At 41.2% G+C, this 17,582-nt stretch carries 13 protein-coding genes; 6 read left to right on the top strand and 7 right to left on the bottom strand.

What is annotated here, in order from left to right; all coding sequences use genetic code 11:
• The first annotated feature begins 77 nt into the window (after positions 1–77).
• The 4 genes from G3O08_RS05220 (at position 78) to lhgO (ending at position 5,845) form a co-directional block, all read left to right on the top strand.
• Positions 78–1,343 carry an OmpA family protein gene (locus G3O08_RS05220; RefSeq protein ID WP_163283622.1) on the top strand — a complete coding sequence of 422 codons (1,266 nt, stop codon included), beginning with the start codon at positions 78–80 and terminating at the stop codon, positions 1,341–1,343.
• 46 nt (positions 1,344–1,389) lie between these two features.
• Entirely contained in the window at positions 1,390–2,709 is a 1,320-nt protein-coding gene (locus G3O08_RS05215; protein WP_163283621.1) for an MFS transporter, read from the top strand.
• Positions 2,710–3,067: 358 nt separating this feature from the next.
• Complete coding sequence (locus tag G3O08_RS05210; protein WP_163283620.1) at positions 3,068–4,489, top strand: spondin domain-containing protein; 1,422 nt, start codon at positions 3,068–3,070, stop codon at positions 4,487–4,489.
• Between the two features lie 135 nt (positions 4,490–4,624).
• Positions 4,625–5,845: an L-2-hydroxyglutarate oxidase gene (gene lhgO / locus G3O08_RS05205; protein WP_163283619.1), complete on the top strand. Its 1,221-nt coding sequence runs from the start codon at positions 4,625–4,627 to the stop codon at positions 5,843–5,845.
• Positions 5,846–5,887: 42 nt separating this feature from the next.
• Here lhgO and G3O08_RS05200 read toward each other — a convergent pair whose 3' ends face one another.
• Positions 5,888–6,436 carry a hypothetical protein gene (locus G3O08_RS05200; protein ID WP_163283618.1) on the bottom strand — a complete coding sequence of 183 codons (549 nt, stop codon included), beginning with the start codon at positions 6,434–6,436 and terminating at the stop codon, positions 5,888–5,890.
• 178 nt (positions 6,437–6,614) lie between these two features.
• On the opposite strand from G3O08_RS05200, the gene G3O08_RS05195 reads away from it, so the two are divergent.
• The gene (locus tag G3O08_RS05195) at positions 6,615–7,085 is read left to right on the top strand and encodes a DUF983 domain-containing protein (protein ID WP_163283617.1); all 471 of its coding nucleotides are present in this window, start codon (positions 6,615–6,617) and stop codon (positions 7,083–7,085) included.
• Here the strand turns inward: G3O08_RS05195 and G3O08_RS05190 are convergent.
• A complete protein-coding gene (locus tag G3O08_RS05190; protein WP_163283616.1) occupies positions 7,079–8,908 on the bottom strand; it encodes an ABC transporter ATP-binding protein in 1,830 nt (609 codons plus the stop codon). The genes G3O08_RS05195 and G3O08_RS05190 overlap by 7 nt on opposite strands.
• Positions 8,905–10,254 carry an adenylosuccinate lyase gene (gene purB / locus G3O08_RS05185; protein ID WP_163283615.1) on the bottom strand — a complete coding sequence of 450 codons (1,350 nt, stop codon included), beginning with the start codon at positions 10,252–10,254 and terminating at the stop codon, positions 8,905–8,907. The genes G3O08_RS05190 and purB overlap by 4 nt, the downstream gene beginning before the upstream one ends.
• A 201-nt stretch (positions 10,255–10,455) precedes the next feature.
• Between purB and G3O08_RS05180 the strand changes: the two genes are divergently transcribed.
• Positions 10,456–10,932: a DUF456 domain-containing protein gene (locus G3O08_RS05180; protein WP_163283614.1), complete on the top strand. Its 477-nt coding sequence runs from the start codon at positions 10,456–10,458 to the stop codon at positions 10,930–10,932.
• Between the two features lie 57 nt (positions 10,933–10,989).
• Here G3O08_RS05180 and G3O08_RS05175 read toward each other — a convergent pair whose 3' ends face one another.
• From G3O08_RS05175 to G3O08_RS05160, 4 genes are all read right to left on the bottom strand, one after another.
• Positions 10,990–11,517, bottom strand: coding sequence for a DUF6438 domain-containing protein (locus G3O08_RS05175; RefSeq protein WP_163283613.1), 528 nt, complete (start codon positions 11,515–11,517; stop codon positions 10,990–10,992).
• Positions 11,518–11,519: 2 nt separating this feature from the next.
• Complete coding sequence (gene yidC, locus G3O08_RS05170; RefSeq protein WP_163283612.1) at positions 11,520–13,400, bottom strand: membrane protein insertase YidC; 1,881 nt, start codon at positions 13,398–13,400, stop codon at positions 11,520–11,522.
• A 78-nt stretch (positions 13,401–13,478) separates the two neighbouring features.
• Positions 13,479–15,104, bottom strand: coding sequence for a CTP synthase (locus G3O08_RS05165; protein ID WP_163283611.1), 1,626 nt, complete (start codon positions 15,102–15,104; stop codon positions 13,479–13,481).
• 105 nt (positions 15,105–15,209) lie between these two features.
• The gene (locus tag G3O08_RS05160; RefSeq protein WP_163283610.1) at positions 15,210–17,564 is read right to left on the bottom strand and encodes a TonB-dependent receptor; all 2,355 of its coding nucleotides are present in this window, start codon (positions 17,562–17,564) and stop codon (positions 15,210–15,212) included.
• Between the last annotated feature and the right edge of the window lie 18 nt (positions 17,565–17,582).

Genomic DNA, 17,582 nt, shown 5'->3' with positions numbered 1-17,582 from the left:
CGGATTCTTTTTTTTATGTAGCTATCCGTTTTGGAAAAACTATTCCAAGATTTTGGCCCATCGATTGTTGTTTTGAAATGAAGATTCAGAGCTATATTCTTTTGACTGCGATTCTTTCCCTTTTCGGGATGCGGATGGCGCATGGTCAAAACTTGATTCCGAATCCGGGCTTTGAAGAGCTTTTTACTCAGCTTGAATATCAGTGGGTGCAACCACAGGGGCCTTATTACCATTACGAAAGTGCAAATCCAAATCAGCAAGATCAGCCCCTTTCGGGAAATTATGAAAATGGACTCTGCATGTACAATATGGAGCCGAATGAATATCTTCATGTAAAGCTTTTGAGGCCTCTAGAAAAGGGAGAGAAGTACAGACTCGAAGTCAATGCCCGCTTGAAGCGGACTAAAAGTTCAGGTGCCGATATGCAGCGATATATTGGGGTTTATTTTGGTACAGAACAATTATCAACCCACGTACCCGGCGATCTGTTTTTTGATCCGCAAGTAAATTTGAGATTGCCCGACGGTGAGAAATTTGAGTGGTTTCAAATGGTTGATACATTTACAGCAAAGGGTGGCGAAACCCATTTTACAATGGGATATTTCCCGAAAACGCAATGGCTGGAGCACAGAGAGAAACAACAGGAAGAATTTCTTTCAGATATTGAGTTTCGCCATAAAATGGAGCAGCGCAAAAAAGAAATGGGAGAGGAGAAAGCCTGGCTCTATATGTCGCCCAAAGATCAGCAAGCCTACTTGAAAGAACAAAAAAAGCAGAAAAAGAAAAACAAGAAAAAAGGAATTGTTGTAGAGAAAAAAACTTCTTCAAGTAATTATGGACGACCAAAATCAGGACCGGATTATACTCAACCATTTGGCAATTTACCACAATTATTCGCCGTAAGGTACTACTTCGATGATCTCTGTCTGGCCAAAATCCCAATTGCCGATGTAGAAGCCACTTGCCGACCTGAAAACCTGCCGGAAGTTATTGCCACAGGAAAGGTGATTAATTTGCGCAATGTTTTTTTTCAGACAGATTCTGCCACTTTGAGACCCGAATCTACTTTTCAGTTAGAAGCTTTACAGAGGCTACTAAGTGAATATTCGGAAATGAGAATAGAAATACGCGGATATACCGACAATGTTGGCGACGATGACTACAATCTCGATTTAAGCAGCCGCCGTGCCGAAGCGGTTTCGCTTTGGTTAATATCAAAAGGAGTTGTGAAAGAACGCCTGGTTTATAAGGGTTTTGGCGAAAGCGAACCCATAGAAACGAATGATACCGAAGCCGGCAGAACCAGAAATAGAAGAGTTACTTTTTACATTATTGAAATGTAAATGAGCGGAATCTTTTTGGTAGTCGATAATTTTCTATTTTTCGGCAATGGAAATAGCCACTCATGCGCCCCCAGAAGCCGTACAAAAAGATAATCCCAAAACGATTAATGGTTGGGCTATGTACGACTGGGCAAATTCGGTTTACTCGCTGGTTATCTCATCGTCTATCTTTCCTATTTTTTACGAAAATTCAACCCCTGATTTTGTAGAAATCTTTGGCAGAACCTTTCGCAACACAGCACTTTTCTCTTATAGCCTTTCATTTGCTTTTCTATTGGTAGCGCTCATTACTCCACTGCTTTCGGGTATTGCCGATTATGCAGGTCGCAAAAAAACGTTTATGAAGTTTTTTTGCTACTTAGGTGGTATTTCATGTATTGGTCTTTACTTTTTCAATTCAGACTTTCTACTTGTTGGCTTAATTATATCTGTTCTTGCGGCCATTGGTTTCTCCGGGAGCCAAGTGTTTTACAATGCGTATTTGCCAGAGATTGCCAGCTTTGAAAACCAGGATCGTGTAAGTGCAAAAGGATATTCTCTGGGCTATATCGGTAGTGTTATCTTGCTCGTTATTAACTTAGTAATGATTATGAAACCCGAACTTTTTGGATTGAAACCGGATGGAACTGCCGCCAGAATATCGTTTGTGATGGTTGGATTATGGTGGATCGGTTTTGCCCAAATTAGCTTTGTGCGCCTTCCGGGAAATGTACATGGCAAAAAAGTAAAAGGTGAGTATTTGTACAAGGGCTACCTAGAATTGCGAAAAGTATTTTTCGATTTGCGAAAAACCAAAAAGCTAAAGCGTTTTTTGATGGCATTTTTTGTTTTCAATATGGGTGTACAAACTGTTATGTATATGGCGGTGAGTTTTGCAAAAAATGAAATTGCAGGAATGCCTGACAGTGGATTGATAGTAAGTATATTGATTATTCAGGTAATAGCTATAGCCGGCGCATATTTCTTTTCGTGGTTAAGCAGCTTAATTGGAAATATCAAAGCACTAGGCTCTGCTGTAATTGTTTGGATAGCAGTTTGTTATTTAGCCTATTCCGTATATACGCCTTACGAGTTTTATGTGCTTGCTGCGCTGGTGGGTGGTGTAATGGGAGGAATTCAGGCATTGAGCCGCAGTACTTACTCTAAGTTGCTACCCGATACAAAAGATCACGCTTCTTATTTTAGTTTTTACGACGTATGCGATAAGGTGGGCATTGTACTCGGTACACTTACTTTTGGGCTTATTTTTGAGCTCACCGGAAGTTTGCGCAATTCGGTGCTTGCACTCGGATTGTTTTTTGTAATCGGTTTACTACTCCTTTTTTTTGTGCCCAAGGTTGAAAAGTACGAGACTATTCCCGAATAGACGAGACGGTTTTAATGCTGGCTATTTGTAAGATCCACCACAAATTAAGAATCTTATAATTAAAAAATCCGATGATGAACTTTTCTAGACATTTTCTAATAACCTTAATTTCGTTCATTTAATACCAAGCCATGCATTCGTGGGTCAACAAACTCAACTATTTCGACTTCTTTATAATACAATTTGCTTTTTGGGATTGCAATAGTTCGATTTTCAATTGTCTCTGTTTACGGATATTATTGAACATTAAAAACTTACGATTGTTTGTTTTTTGAGAGAAGTAATTTCTATCACAAATCGAGTTCTCCAAAATCTAATTTGGTGTGCTCCAATTTAAACACCATTAATCACTAAAACAATGAAAAAATTAATAATATTAGGCTGCGCTTTTGCGCTCATTTTATCATCGTGTAATAGCGACGATGAAGAAGTAGTTGTGCCGGTTCCAACAGGGCCTTCCACCTTTCAGGTCACTATAGAAAATGTGGATATGCCACATGCATTTTTTGAAGGTGGCGTGGTAAATACGCCAGTTAACGCAAGTGCTCCGGGACCACTTTTTCCGGACGACAGCTACGAAATTACATTTCAGGCAGGCCCTCATATTTTGCCCGGTGATGATGGGCCAAAATTATCTTTTGTAACAATGTTTGTACAATCAAACGATTTGTTTCTTTCTCCCAACGGGAATGGAATTGCTTTATATGACGATTCTGATAACCCAATAGGATCAGGTGCTCCTGCGAATGTTACAAGCCAGGTTTTGCTTTGGGATGCCGGCACCGAAGTAAATGAAGTAACAGGGGGGCCGAACCAAAAGCCCCAGCAAGATGCCACTGCAGGTGAAGAGAATGCTTCAGATGTTGGCGAAGATGAAAATGGAGTTATTACCTTAATTAACAATAATACCGATGGTGTAAATGATTTACCAAATGTGGAAGATGTAATATACGTTGAGGTAGAATATTTGGGCGATAATGTTTTTAAAGTGAGATTTGAGAACGTATCTAATTCAGGTACCATCGCCATTCCTTACACAGATCCTAATGCTACAGGGCCGGTGCCTATGTCGCCTTTCGTTTGGGGTATTCATACAAGCGACGATCCTTTTTTTAGCACAGGAATTACTGCAAGTGAGGGAATTGAAAATATTGCTGAAGACGGAGATGCAAGCGTGGAATCCGCAAGAATCGCCGACGAGATCGGTGTAATAGTACCCCTATCACCAGGTGCATGGGCAGTACACGAAACAGGTGTTAAGCCGATGTTTGAAAATAATATAGCTGATTTTGGAGAAGGATTAGAAGCCATCGCAGAAGATGGTGCTCCAGATGATCTTGCAGCAGCACTATCAGAAAAAAGTGGAGTGATTGTAAGTGGAGCGTTTACTACACCTGTAGGCGCATCTGATCCTGGAGCAATAGGCCCGGGGCAAAGCTTTACTTTTTCTTTTGACGCAGAACCTGGCGATCGATTCTCAATTGCAACGATGTTTGTACAGAGCAACGACTGGTTCTATGCTTTTCCTGATGGTGGAATTACCTTGTTTAATGGGAATACCCCCGTTTCGGGAAATGTAACCGAATCTATTCTGCTCTACGATGCGGGAACAGAGGTAGACCAATATCCAGGCTCTGGGCCTGATCAGGTTATTCGTCAGGAAAATCCGAATACCGGAGCGGCAGATGCCGATAATACTGTGCGATTGGTTGAGAATGCACCTAGTATAGTGCCTGTTAATCCGAGTTCAATTATCAAAGTAACGATCACACCGCAATAAAATATTGCTTGATTAATTTTAGAAGGGGCAGTCTCGTAGAGATCGCCCCTTTTTCGTTGCTGAATAGAGCAGCAACCTCTTTATTTAATTATTGGAATAGAAGCAAAACCTTACTTTTGCAATCAAATTGCACATATGCCCGAAAGCGAAATTTTTGACATTGCCATAATTGGCGGTGGAATCGTAGGAGCCGCTACATTTTATAAGCTCCAAATAAAACATCCCCACTTAAAGATTGTCTTGATTGAAAAAGAAAACATGCTGGCCGACCACCAAACCGGGCATAATAGTGGGGTATTACATTCGGGTCTCTATTACAAACCCGGTTCGCTAAAGGCTTTAAACTGTGTGCAAGGGCGCAAAGAATTAGTGGCTTTCGCCGAAAAGCATGGTATAGATTGCGATGTATGCGGAAAAGTTGTTGTGGCAGTTGATAAATCGGAATTGCCTATGCTCGATAAAATTTACCAAATAGGAATAGAAAACGGAATTGAAGGAATAGAAAAGATTGATGCCGAGGGAATTAAGAAGCACGAGCCGTTTTGTGAAGGAATTGCCGGTATCTATGTGCCGGTAACTGGAATAATAGATTTTAGAAGTGCTACGGCAAAAATGGTAGAATTGGCTCTTGCCGAAAATTCCGAGAGTAGCCTGGCGCTTCAGGAAGAGGTAATAGACATTGTTCCCAAAGACGGATACAAGGAGTTGAAGACGAATAAAGGCGCTTATAACTCACGCTATCAGGTATTTTGCGCTGGTTTGCAGGCCGATAGAATGGCGCGAAAAGATGGGGTGCAGCTCAAGGAAAAAGTTGTTGGCTTCAGAGGAGATTATTACGAGCTTACAGAATCCGGACACCACAAAGTAAAAAACCTGATCTATCCGGTTCCAAACCCCGACTTTCCGTTTTTAGGAGTCCACTTTACGCGCATGACGAATGGCGAAATAGAATGTGGGCCTAATGCCGTTTTCACTTTTAAGCGTGAGGGTTATGGTAAAACTGATTTTAATTTGCGCGATTCGCTTGATGCGCTTTCCTACGGGGGTACGTGGAAGTTGTTTTTCAAAAATATGAAATTTGGAATCAACGAATACCGCCGTGCATTCTCAAAAAAGCTGTTTCTCAAAACACTTCAGCGCTTGGTTCCTTCTCTTACCATGAATGATTTAAAACCGGGTCGTTCGGGAGTGCGTGCACTACTGTTGCGCACTGACGGCGATACCCGCGACGATTTTAGAATAGAAACTAAAGATACAAGCATCCACGTGCTCAATGCCCCGTCGCCGGCTGCTACAGCTTCGCTTGCTATTGGTGGTCAGGTGTGCGAAATGGCAGAAAAAGCATTTGGCTTGTAAAGCCACTTGTAAATAAGCGTGAAGTTTTTTTAGAAGAATGCTTTAATCGTGTTGAACCACTTTGTACTTTTCAGTGATGGCAGCCCAGTTCCACATAAAATTTTCTAAAGCATCTTTTAAGCGCTGAATAAAAATAGGGTTGGGCGACTGCAGATTTCTAAAGTATTCTTCCTGAAAATTGTTGAGCTCATAGCGGCAAAACAAACCTTTAGCCATTCCATTTACGGTGTTTTTGCTTGGGTGATTCTTGCGCGCCATAAACTTTCGGGTATCGCTAACCATTTGAGCGAGATCCATTTTTTCCAATTCGTAAAGCGTGGCAAATTTTTCGAGGACATGCTCAGTAATCCGCTTATCTTGGCCTGCCGGAAAATGGGCGGGAATCATTTGCAGATTGCCGGCAAGTACAATCATTGTAAACGGCCCAATGTCTTCGCTTTTCAACTCCGGACTTTGTATAAACTCCGGGCTGTCGTTGATCAATCCTACCACATCTTCAAATCCGGAATCTATAAGTGCCTGGATTCCATTCACAAATACATTTGCAACGCGATCTTCGGTAAGCTTTTTCTTTCCGAATAGTGTAACCATATCGTTGTGGATTTTTTAGTGCAGATTAATAGACAAAATTAAAGGATTTTTACGGAGTGATTGGGGGCGTTAGGCAAATGATTTTCAACAAAGTTTTCAACGGAACCTGACAGGTGAATGAGCGCTTATTCCCAATATGCTCCTAAAGAATCCGTACTTTTGCAAATCAATAATAGCGATGGGATTTAAAAACTCAAAATTTTACTCCATGGTGGCAATGACTTGTCCGCGCTGCCATGAAGGAGATCTTTTCAAAACCAAATCGGCTTACAAAAAAGGCATGGCCGATATGAACCCAAGGTGCACCCATTGCGGAGAGGATTTTGGTCGCGAGCCTGGCTACTATTACGGTGCAGCTTATGTTAGCTACGGGCTTACGGTTGCTCTTTGGGTCGCTGTTTTTGTGGCTTTGGTGACGTTTGATGCTCTGGGTATTATTTCCTTCTCATTTTTCGACGATGCCGTGCTGTTTTTGGTAGTTGGCATTTCAGTATTGTTGATCCTTATGCCGGTGCTTTATCGTTTATCGCGCTCCATGTGGATTCACATGTTTGTGAAATATCGTGCAGACGCTGTTGCGTTTAATGATGGAAAGAGACGTGCCCGGGAAGAACGTCGCAACGAAAAAACTCAAGAGGCCATTCATTGAAAAGATTGCAAGTCGAATAGCTTTTTATAGGTACCTCCGCGCTGCAATAATTCTTCGTGCCTGCCCATTTCGCTTATTTTGCCACCTTCCAAAACCACAATTTTATCGGCGTGCTGAATGGTTGATAATCTATGCGCGATAACCAGAGAAGTACGGTTTTCCATTAGCTTGTTAATCGCATCCTGCACAAGCCTTTCAGATTCAGTGTCAAGTGCAGAAGTAGCCTCATCTAAAATTAAAAATGGAGGATTTTTTAGGACGGCACGCGCGATACTTATGCGTTGCTTTTGTCCGCCACTTAGTTTATTTCCGCTGTCGCCTACATTGGTTTCAAATCCCAATTCAAATGCAGAAATAAAATCGTAGGCATTGGCAATTTTTGCCGCTTCATAAACCTGTGCATCAGTAGCCTCTGGTCGCGACAGGCGAATGTTGTTGGCAATGGTATCGTTAAACAAAATCGACTCTTGAGTAACCACTCCAAACAAATCGCGGAGTTCTTTTAGCGGTATCTCTTTTATGTCTACACCGTCAATGGCTATGCGCCCTGCTGATACATCATAAAAACGCGGTACCAGATTGGCAATGGTACTTTTCCCACCTCCGGAAGGCCCAACCAAAGCAATTTTTTCACCCTTTTTTATGTTGAGGTTTATACCCGAAATCACTTCGTTGTTTCCGTATTTAAAACGGATGTTCTCAAAGCGCAAATCATCTTTAAACTCCTTCAGGTGAATAGGGTTTTTTGGTTCCCGAATAAGTTCCTCGGCATGAAGAACTTTATTGATCCGCTCTACAGATGCTATCCCTTTTTGAATTTTAAAGTAAGCCTGGCTAAAAGATTTGGCCGGAGCTATAATCTGCGAGAAAATGACGATAAACGTTACAAAGAAAGCTCCTGTAAATCCTTCCTTACTCGCCTCAAATACCAGCAAACCACCGTAGTAAATTAGAACTGCAAGGGTAATAGAACTCAATATTTCTGTAAGCGGACTCGCCAGATATTGCTTGCGGTATAGCTTTACCATTAAGCGATGATATGCATTATTGGTCGTATCAAATCGCTTTTGAGTATTATCTTGAGCATTAAAAGCCTGTATAATGCGCATTCCGCTTAGCGATTCTTCAAACACGGAAAGCACTTCGCCAAGCTTAGATTGCCCTTGATTGGAAGCCCCCTTTAAGCTTTTCCCGATTTTCGAGATGAAGATTCCGCTTAAAGGCAAAAGCACCAAAACAAAAATGGTGAGCTTCCAGTTCATAAAAATCATTGTCGATAAATAGGCAATGATTAAAATGGGATCTCGAAAAACCATTTCAAGCGACGAGATAATTGAGTTTTCAACTTCGTTAACATCGCTGGTAGCGCGTGAAATCAAATCGCCTTTTCGTTCGTCGCTGTAATATCCCAAATGGAGGAAAAGCAATTTTCTATGCATTGATTCCCGCAAATCGCGCACCACACCAACGCGAACCGGAGCAATAAAATACAGCGTAAAATAGCTTGTTATATTTTTGAGGAAAAATATGATCACAATAAATATACAGAAGTAAATCAGCGCTTGCTCCTTTCCATAAGTATGAATGAATGAGGCGAATTGGTAATTCATAAACCCGAGTACATCTGTGCTGTCCAGACTAAATTCGGGAACTGTTGCCGGAAGTGCTATATCGTCAGGAGCAAAGAGAATTGTCAGAAACGGTGCAACGGCGGTAAGCGAAAAAATAGAGAAAATAGTGGAGAGAATATTGAAAAACACATTCCCGGCGATCTGGGGTTTGTAGTTTTTGAGGAGTTTTAATATTTGAACGAAACTCTTCATTCGCTAACCAATTGGATGCCTGTGTAGTTGTACGGGCTTATTTTCTTCAATTCGGTTTTCACATTTTCGTCTACTTTTAAAGTATCAATAAAACTGTGAAGTGAATCTTTGTTGATTACAGCATTTGTGCGTGTCAAATCTCTTAATGCTTCGTATGGTTTTGGATAGCCCTCGCGACGCAAAACAGTTTGAATGGCTTCTGCAACTACGCTCCAGTTATCTTCCAAATCTTGATGGATTGCTTCTTCATTTAGTAGCAATTTGCCAATCCCTTTTTGAAGCGATTTGAGCGCAATAAGTCCGTATCCAAAAGGAAGACCTACGTTTCGCAATACGGTACTGTCGGTAAGGTCGCGTTGTAACCGCGAAACAGGGAGTTTTTCCGAAAGAAAGCTCAATACCGCATTTGCCAATCCGAAATTTCCTTCTGCGTTTTCAAAATCTATTGGGTTTACTTTGTGTGGCATAGCCGATGAACCCACTTCGCCCACCTTGATGGACTGCTTGAAATAATTCATGGAAACATATGCCCAGATATCTCTTGCAAAATCTATCAGAATGGTATTAATGCGACGCATAGCATCAAATTTCGCAGCCAGTTCGTCGTAATGTTCTATTTGTGTGGTGGTTTGCTGTCGCACAATGCCCAGCTTTTCACTCAAGAATGAGTTGCCAAAAGCCACCCAGTCAATCTCGGGAAAGGCTACAAAATGGGCGTTAAAATTTCCGGTTGCACCCCCAAATTTTCCCGAAATCGGAACTTCTTTTAGTCGATTGATTTGAGTTGTAAGGCGTTCGTAAAAAACAAGCATTTCTTTACCCAGACGAGTAGGAGAGGCGGGCTGACCATGTGTTCGGGCCAACATCGGAACGTCGCGCCATTCGGTTGTCAAGCGGCCAATTTCACTTGTTAAACTTTCCAGTTCAGGTAAATAAATGGCATCAAAGCATGATTTTATCGAAAGTGGTACGGCAGTGTTATTAATGTCTTGCGAAGTAAGTCCGAAGTGAATAAACTCCGAATATTTTTCAAGACCCATAGCGGCGATTTTTTCTTTTACCAGATATTCTACAGCTTTTACATCGTGGTTGGTTTGGCTTTCAAACTTCTTTACCTGATCTGCGTCAACTTCCGAAAAATTCTGGTAAACCTCGCGAAGCTGTTCTTTCTGGCTGTTAGATATTCCGCTTAATTGTTTTAAAGGAATTTCAGAAAGCGCGATAAAATATTCTATTTCAACCTGTACTCTGAATTTTATCAGAGCGTATTCTGAAAAGTAAGCTACGAGTTTACTTGTTTTGGAAGCGTACCGACCGTCGATCGGTGTAATGGCATTAATGCTCATTTTTTTAATTCTGAATAAGCTGCAAAAGTCATCAATTTTTATGGATTATTAAAATGAACAAACCGGCTGGGTATTGCTAAAACAGGTCGAGATGCGATAGGAAGGAATGAATTGAGAACGCGGGTAGGGAGTTTATGAAAATCATAATAAATTGTAGAGTTAGCTGAATAAAGTAAATTTACCAAAATTAAAGATCTACTTTTGGACATTACACTTGCCATCTTGAGCGGTTTGCTTATTCTTATCGGAATCATTGGATCTGTACTCCCGGTTTTGCCCGGAACGCCATTGTGCTGGCTGGGTTTGCTGGTTTTGCACTTTTCGAAATATGCAAACTATACCACCACTTTTTTAGTTGTCATGGCTTCTGTAATGATCGTCGTTTCGGTGCTCGATTACTTAATTCCCGTTTGGGGAACGAAACGATTTGGTGGTTCAAAAGCGGGAGTTATGGGCTCAACGATTGGATTAATCGTGGGTTTGTTTTTTGGACCGGTAGGCATTATTCTGGGCCCGTTTATTGGTGCTTTTCTGGGCGAAATGCTCGTGAACAAAACAGAGTTTAAGGGAGCCATGAAAAGCGCAACAGGTTCGTTTATTGGCTTTTTACTAAGCACAGGGCTAAAGCTGATTTACGGTGGCTTTACTGCTTTTTATTTTTTTAAGGCAATCTTCTAAAAACAGGAGTACTTCGGGACAGACAGAGCACTCATCTGATATCAAGCAGAAGCTGTTTTAACGGATGCTGTAAGGTTGCCAGTCTTTTTCAAGCAAGGTTACCGCCAGGTTGTCGTGAAAGATTTTAAGCTTCTCGGGCACATTGTATCGTGCCATTATACGGTGGTCATTTGCTTTGTAATTTATCCGCGAAATGGTAGATGGCAAATCCGAGATTAATGGATCATTGTATTCATTCTTCAAATCAAAATAACCTATTTCAAGTGCAGATTGATAAATATTCTCGATTTGAGAAGGCTTAAATCGGGTTGAATACATACCCATCTTTTCGGCAAAGTTGATGCCTTCGTAAATGGCAAATCCACTTGCATATACCTTAACTTTATATGTTGGACATCGACCAAAGCAAGGCGTTTTATCAAATGCTATAACCAGACTATCTTTTGGTTCTACCGGTGTCTCAACCAAAACCACCACTGTGTCGGTCGTTGAGCTATCCGTTTCGGAAACTTCTGTTCCGGTGTTTTTATGATTTTTGCAGCTAATGGTCGTTGCCAGTACCGCGAGAAAAAGTATAAATCTCATAATTAAGTGTTCATCCCACGTTGTTTAGCCATATCTTCCAGCTTTCGCTGAAATTTAGACTTACCTTTTTTGCCTTTCTTTTTCTTATTCTCTGCTATTTGCAATTTAATCTTGTCTTCATCAATAAAGAACTTCTTTATTGCAATCATCTGGAAGATTGAAATTACGTTAGCAAGGAAATAGTAATAACTCAATCCTGATGCAAACCCGTTGAAGAAAAACAACATCATGAAAGGGAAAATATACATAATCACTTTCATGTTTGGCATTCCCGGCTGCGACTGCGTTGGCATATTACTGCTGTTGTACACCGTATAAATAAGTGTACTGATACACATCAAAATCGTAAACAAACTTACATGATCGCCATAAGCTGGGATATTGAAAGGCAGGGTGGCAATGCTATCGTATGCCGAAAGGTCATCTGCCCAGAGAAAAGGCTCGTGGCGTAGCTGAATGCTTGATGGAAAAAACCGGAACATGGCATACAAAATCGGCATTTGAATAATCATTGGAATACAACCCGCAAAAGGGCTTACACCCGTTTTGCGGTAAAGCTCCATGGTAGCCTGCTGTTTTTTCATTGGCTCGGCATCCTTGTGCTTTTCGTTCAGCTCCTCAATTTCAGGTTTTAGAACGCGCATCTTGGCACTGCTCAAATAGTTTTTCCACGTAAGTGGCATCAAAATCATTTTAATGATAAGGGTGAGTATCAAAATAATGATTCCATAAGATAAGCCGGTGGAACCTAGCCAGTCGAAAATAGGAATAACCAGGTATTTGTTAACCCAACCAAAGATTCCCCAGCCCAGGTTTATAATCTTATCGAGCTCCATTCCGTATTCTTTCAGAATCTTGTAGTCGTTAGGCCCCATATAGAGTTGTGCACTAAACACTGTTCCAGATCCATTAGATTCAAGCGGAATAATGGCTTTAAAATATTGCGACAGGCTGTCATTTTCTTCAGGATAGGGGTAGCTTTCAAGCTTGCTACCTTTCCCGAAAGGAGCATTACCAATTAATATTGTCGAAAAGAAATCTTGTTTAAAGGCAAGCCATTGCAATTTTTCTTCGTCTATCTCTTCAGTATCATCGCTGGTTTCGCTTAGGTAATCTCGTCCATTATCAAGCTCTTTATAGAAAATGGTGGAGTTGTTGCGCTCCATGTCAATGCCTTTTTCATTTTGAAGGGAGCTCATTTCCCAAATTATTTTGGGAGAGGTTACAACGCCACCAGCATCGTACAAATTGGTTTCGAAACCAATGTCGTAGCTGTTTCCTTTTATCGTGTACCTGTTTTCAACTTTACGGCCATCGCCGAGGGTGAGCTCATAAACCAGTACTTTAACATCGTCGCCGCTAAGCTTTTCATCTTCCGCATTTGACTTAAAATAAAAATCGCGGGTATTAAAATTACCAAGAGACGGATAGGTAAACTCCATGCCGAGATTGGCCGTTGTCTCGTCAAAAAGGATAAGCGGAAGAGAGTCATAAGAGGTAAAATCCTTTAGCTCTGCGCGAACAGGTACTCCACCTTTATTGCTAAATTTTATTTTCAGAAGCTCGGTGGTTATTTCCACATCGCTGGCAGTTCCTTCAGATGAGCCGGCAAGCACTCCGTACTTTAATTTAAGCGCCTCATTTTTAACCGCCACACCTAGGCTATCACCCTCTGTAGTGTCAACTAAACCCGGAGCTTCCGTTTGCGTATTTTCGAAAGAATTAACAGTTTTATCTGCTTCTATTTGAGTCTGTACTGCTGTTATGCTGTCTTGAAGTCGCTTTTGTTCTGCAATTTCGACATCACTAGGGCGCTGATATATGGTGTATGCTACAAGTAGCAAGCCTATAAGCACCAGGCCTATGACGGAATTCTTATCCATTCTTGATTATTTAAGGCGACAAAGATAACCGCTTGACGGCAGCAGACAAAGTTTATTGGATAAACGGCTAAAATGATTTTAAGCTTTCTCCATTTCGGCATTAACCGTAACGGCTGCCTTTACAAAATCAATAAACAGCGGATGTGGATTTGCTACCGTGCTTTTATATTCGGGGTGAAATTGAACCCCAACAAACCATGGGTGCGCGCTAATCTCTACGATTTCTACCAAATCAGTGTCGGGGTTAATTCCCGATGAAATCATACCGTGCGATTCGAACCGGTCTTTATACGCATTATTAAATTCGTAGCGGTGGCGGTGGCGTTCTGAAATAACAGACTGGCCGTAGATATTAGAGGCCAAAGTATTGGGTTTGATAGCACATTTGTAAGCTCCCAAGCGCATGGTTCCGCCTTTCTCTTCTATCATTTTTTGATCGGCCATAATATCTATCACCTTATCTTTAGTATCGGGATTTATTTCAGTAGTATGCGCATCAGGTAGGTTCAATACATTTCGTGCAAACTCTATTACAGCACATTGCATACCGAGGCAAATACCCAGAAATGGAATTTCATTTTCGCGTGCGTATTTTATCGCTTCAATTTTCCCTTCTATCCCACGCTCGCCAAATCCTGGCGCTACAAGCAATCCTTTTAAAGGCTTTAAATGCCCTGCGACGTTCTCGCTATTAATCTCCTCGCTGTGCAGCCATACCAAATCTACGCTTACTTCATTGTGCGCACCTGCGTGAATAAACGACTCGATAATAGATTTATAAGAGTCTTTCAGCTCAATGTATTTCCCAACCAAGCCAATTTTTATGGTTGTTTTTGGATTTTTATGCCTTTGCAGAAATTGATTCCACTTGGTAAGTACTGCTTCTCCGGAAGAGTCTAGGCCCAGCTTTTCTAAAACCACCTTGTCAAGCTCTTCATTCTGCATCAGGATAGGCACGTCGTAAATGGTTTCAGCGTCAATAGATTCTATAACAGCATCGGGGGCAACGTTACAGAATTTTGCGATTTTTTGACGCAGTTCTTCGGTGAGTTCGTGCTCCGTTCGGCAAACTAAAATATCGGGTTGAACGCCTAGCTCGAGCAATTGCTTTACGCTGTGCTGTGTTGGCTTGGTTTTTAATTCTCCGGCTGCCGCCAAATAAGGGATTAGAGTAAGATGAATAACAATGCAATCTGTTCCCATTTCCCATTTCAGCTGGCGCACTGTTTCCACATACGGCAGCGATTCAATATCGCCAACAGTTCCGCCAATTTCAGTAATTACAAAATCGTAGTCGTGGGTGTTTCCAAGTATTTGAATGCAGCGTTTAATCTCATCAGTAATATGAGGTACTACCTGAACGGTTTTCCCGAGATAGTCTCCGCGTCGTTCTTTATTTATAACATTTTGGTAAATGCGACCGGTGGTAATATTGTTACTCTGTGAGGTGTCGATATTTAAAAATCGCTCGTAGTGCCCCAAATCCAAATCGGTTTCGGCACCGTCTTCAGTTACATAGCATTCGCCATGTTCGTATGGGTTCAGCGTTCCCGGATCAATATTGATATACGGATCAAGTTTTTGGATGGTCACAGAATAGCCTCGCCCCTGAAGAAGTTTAGCCAGCGATGCGGAAATAATGCCTTTACCTAATGAGGATGTAACGCCGCCAGTTACAAAAATATACTTGGTCTTGTGACCCATGATTGCAGATTTGAAAAAGTGTAACTACGGGGAACAAAGTTAGCAATAATCACTATCCGCCGAAACGTAGTGTGAAAATAGTAGTGCTTTTTTCGATCAAACCGATTAAAAACTATACAAAAACCCGAAACTCGGTAGAATTGGCAGTTGATTAATCCGCTCTGACGTTACGCGATCAACATAAAAAATATTTTCGCGGTTGTAAACATTTGTAACGCTTATACTCGCTTCGATCTTTGAGTACTCCGAAAATTCAAAGGTCTTTTTAACGGTGAAGTCAAGACGGCTATAGTCAGGAAGTTTGCCCTGATTTAATCCGGCATATTGAATTTCTACATTGTTTGAATTTGATTCAGTAATGTCGGTATTGATATCGTCTTGTAGCGTTTCCCGCAGATAGAATCCCTGATTTTGAGTAAATGGAAAACCACTTCCGTAATTCCATCTGAAATTCACCTCCCAGTCAAGTCGTTTTCCAAAACGACGCGATGCCAGTAGGTTTATATTGTGTCGGCGGTCAAAGATAGGATTGTAAGATTTTACGCCATCCCACCTATCCACATCGGCAAGTGAGTACACGGCCCAGAGATAATACTTTTTATCTTCGTATTTAAAGGTGAAATCCACACCGCGTGCCTCTCCGCTTTCAATTATAAAGTCGTTTTTCAGAATATCTGGTGCAGTAGGGTCGTTTTTGCTGTAAATTTTATTCCTGTTTATATTGGTAATTTGATTGAAGTTTTTGTAATACCCTTCTAAGTTTACACTAATGCGATCTGTTAAATCGTACTCTGCACCTGCTATAACGTGATACGCTGTTTGCAAGGGATTATTAACGTCGCGCACAGTACCGTCTTCCTTCAAAAACTCATTCTGTATATCTTCGGGAGCTACTAAAAATCCGTAAAAGAGACTTACAATATCGCGGTCGGAGGTTGTGCTAATCAGGTTTTGAGAATAGAGCCCACCAGCAGCTTTTAATCTGAAATCTTTGGTGATATTATACTTTACTCCAATACGAGGTTCCGGTTTGAAAACGCGGAGTGAAGAATAGTACTGCGCTCTGAAACCCAAGTCTAAAATCAGATTATTGACCTTGAATTTATAGGTTGCAAATCCCGCAAGTTCTGTACTGTTCTTTTCTTGTTGAATGAGCTCACCAAGCCCAGTATAGAATGAAAGATCGGTTCCAAATCCGGTTATGTCAACTCCGTATTTAAATTCGTTGTCACCACTAAAATATTTGAAGTTAATTCCAAAGTTAAAGCTGTTTATGCCTGATGTTCTCGGCCTTAGAAAGGTTGGTGTTGCATTGGCATCGTTGGCGTTTGATGCGGTATTTTGCTCTAAAAGCGTTATCTTATAGTCGCTTATATTAAATTGTCCTTCTACAAGTACGGGGCTGCCTTCGGGAACAAGAACAAAGTTGAGCCCTCCACCTGTAGAGTTCCAATCCAGGCTGCTGGTTTCCTGAAATGTTGTAGCATCAGTATAGTTAAAGCCAAAAAGGCTGAATTTACTACCGGTCGAGGCATTAAAGGAAACTTTTCCATAAAGGTCGGTAAAGCTGAATGGAAGCCCGTCTTCATCTACATAGTCGTAAAGAAGCTTTGAACTTTGATCAAGATAAGAATGCTTTGCTGAAAAAACGAATGATGATGAACTTTTCCCTTCATTTGTTTGACGCTTAATGGGGCCTTCTAAAAGTACATTTGCTCCAAAAGTGCTGGCGCCTACTTTTCCGGAAAAGCGACGCTTGTTGCCATCGCGCATGGTAATGTCCATAACAGAAGAAATTCTGCCGCCGTACTCGGCTCCAAAACCTCCGGTATAAATATCGGCATTCCTGATAAGCTCTGTGTCAAAAACGGAAAACAACCCAATGCTGTGAAAGGGATTGTAAATGGTCATCCCGTCAAGCAGTACTTTGTTTTGAACCGGAGAGCCTCCGCGAATGTATAGCTGTCCACCTTGATCTCCTGTAAAAATTACCCCTGGTACAACCTGTAAGTACTGTGCTAAATCGGCAGTACCACCAATAGTGGGGATCATTTTAATATCTTTGGGAGTGGCTTTGGTAACCGACATGGTAACATTGGTTTGCTTTTCTTGCTTTTCAGCAGAAATTTCAACCGCTTGCATTTGAATGCTCGATTTTTTGAGAAAGAGCTTTTCGGTAATAATTCTATCGCCCGAAATGTCAACTTGTTTTTGCAAAGTTTCGTAACCCAAATATTTTACTTCAAGAGTATAAGCTCCTTCGGGAATGTTGGTGATAGAAAAATAGCCATTAACATCAGTAGAAGCGCCAAGCGAGGTGCCGGCAAGATAAACATTGGTAAAAATTACTGCTTCGCCTGATTCTTCTTCATAAACAAATCCGCGAATAGTTCCCGGCTGAGCAAATATCCCCGAAAGGGCTGATAAACAAAGTGTAATGGCTAATAAAATTCCTTTCATGTAATTCTTTTTATTTCA

This window comes from Cryomorpha ignava (genome assembly GCF_010686655.1).
Lineage (GTDB): Bacteria > Bacteroidota > Bacteroidia > Flavobacteriales_D > Cryomorphaceae > Cryomorpha > Cryomorpha ignava.
This window is presented reverse-complemented; position numbering and strand designations above follow the sequence as displayed.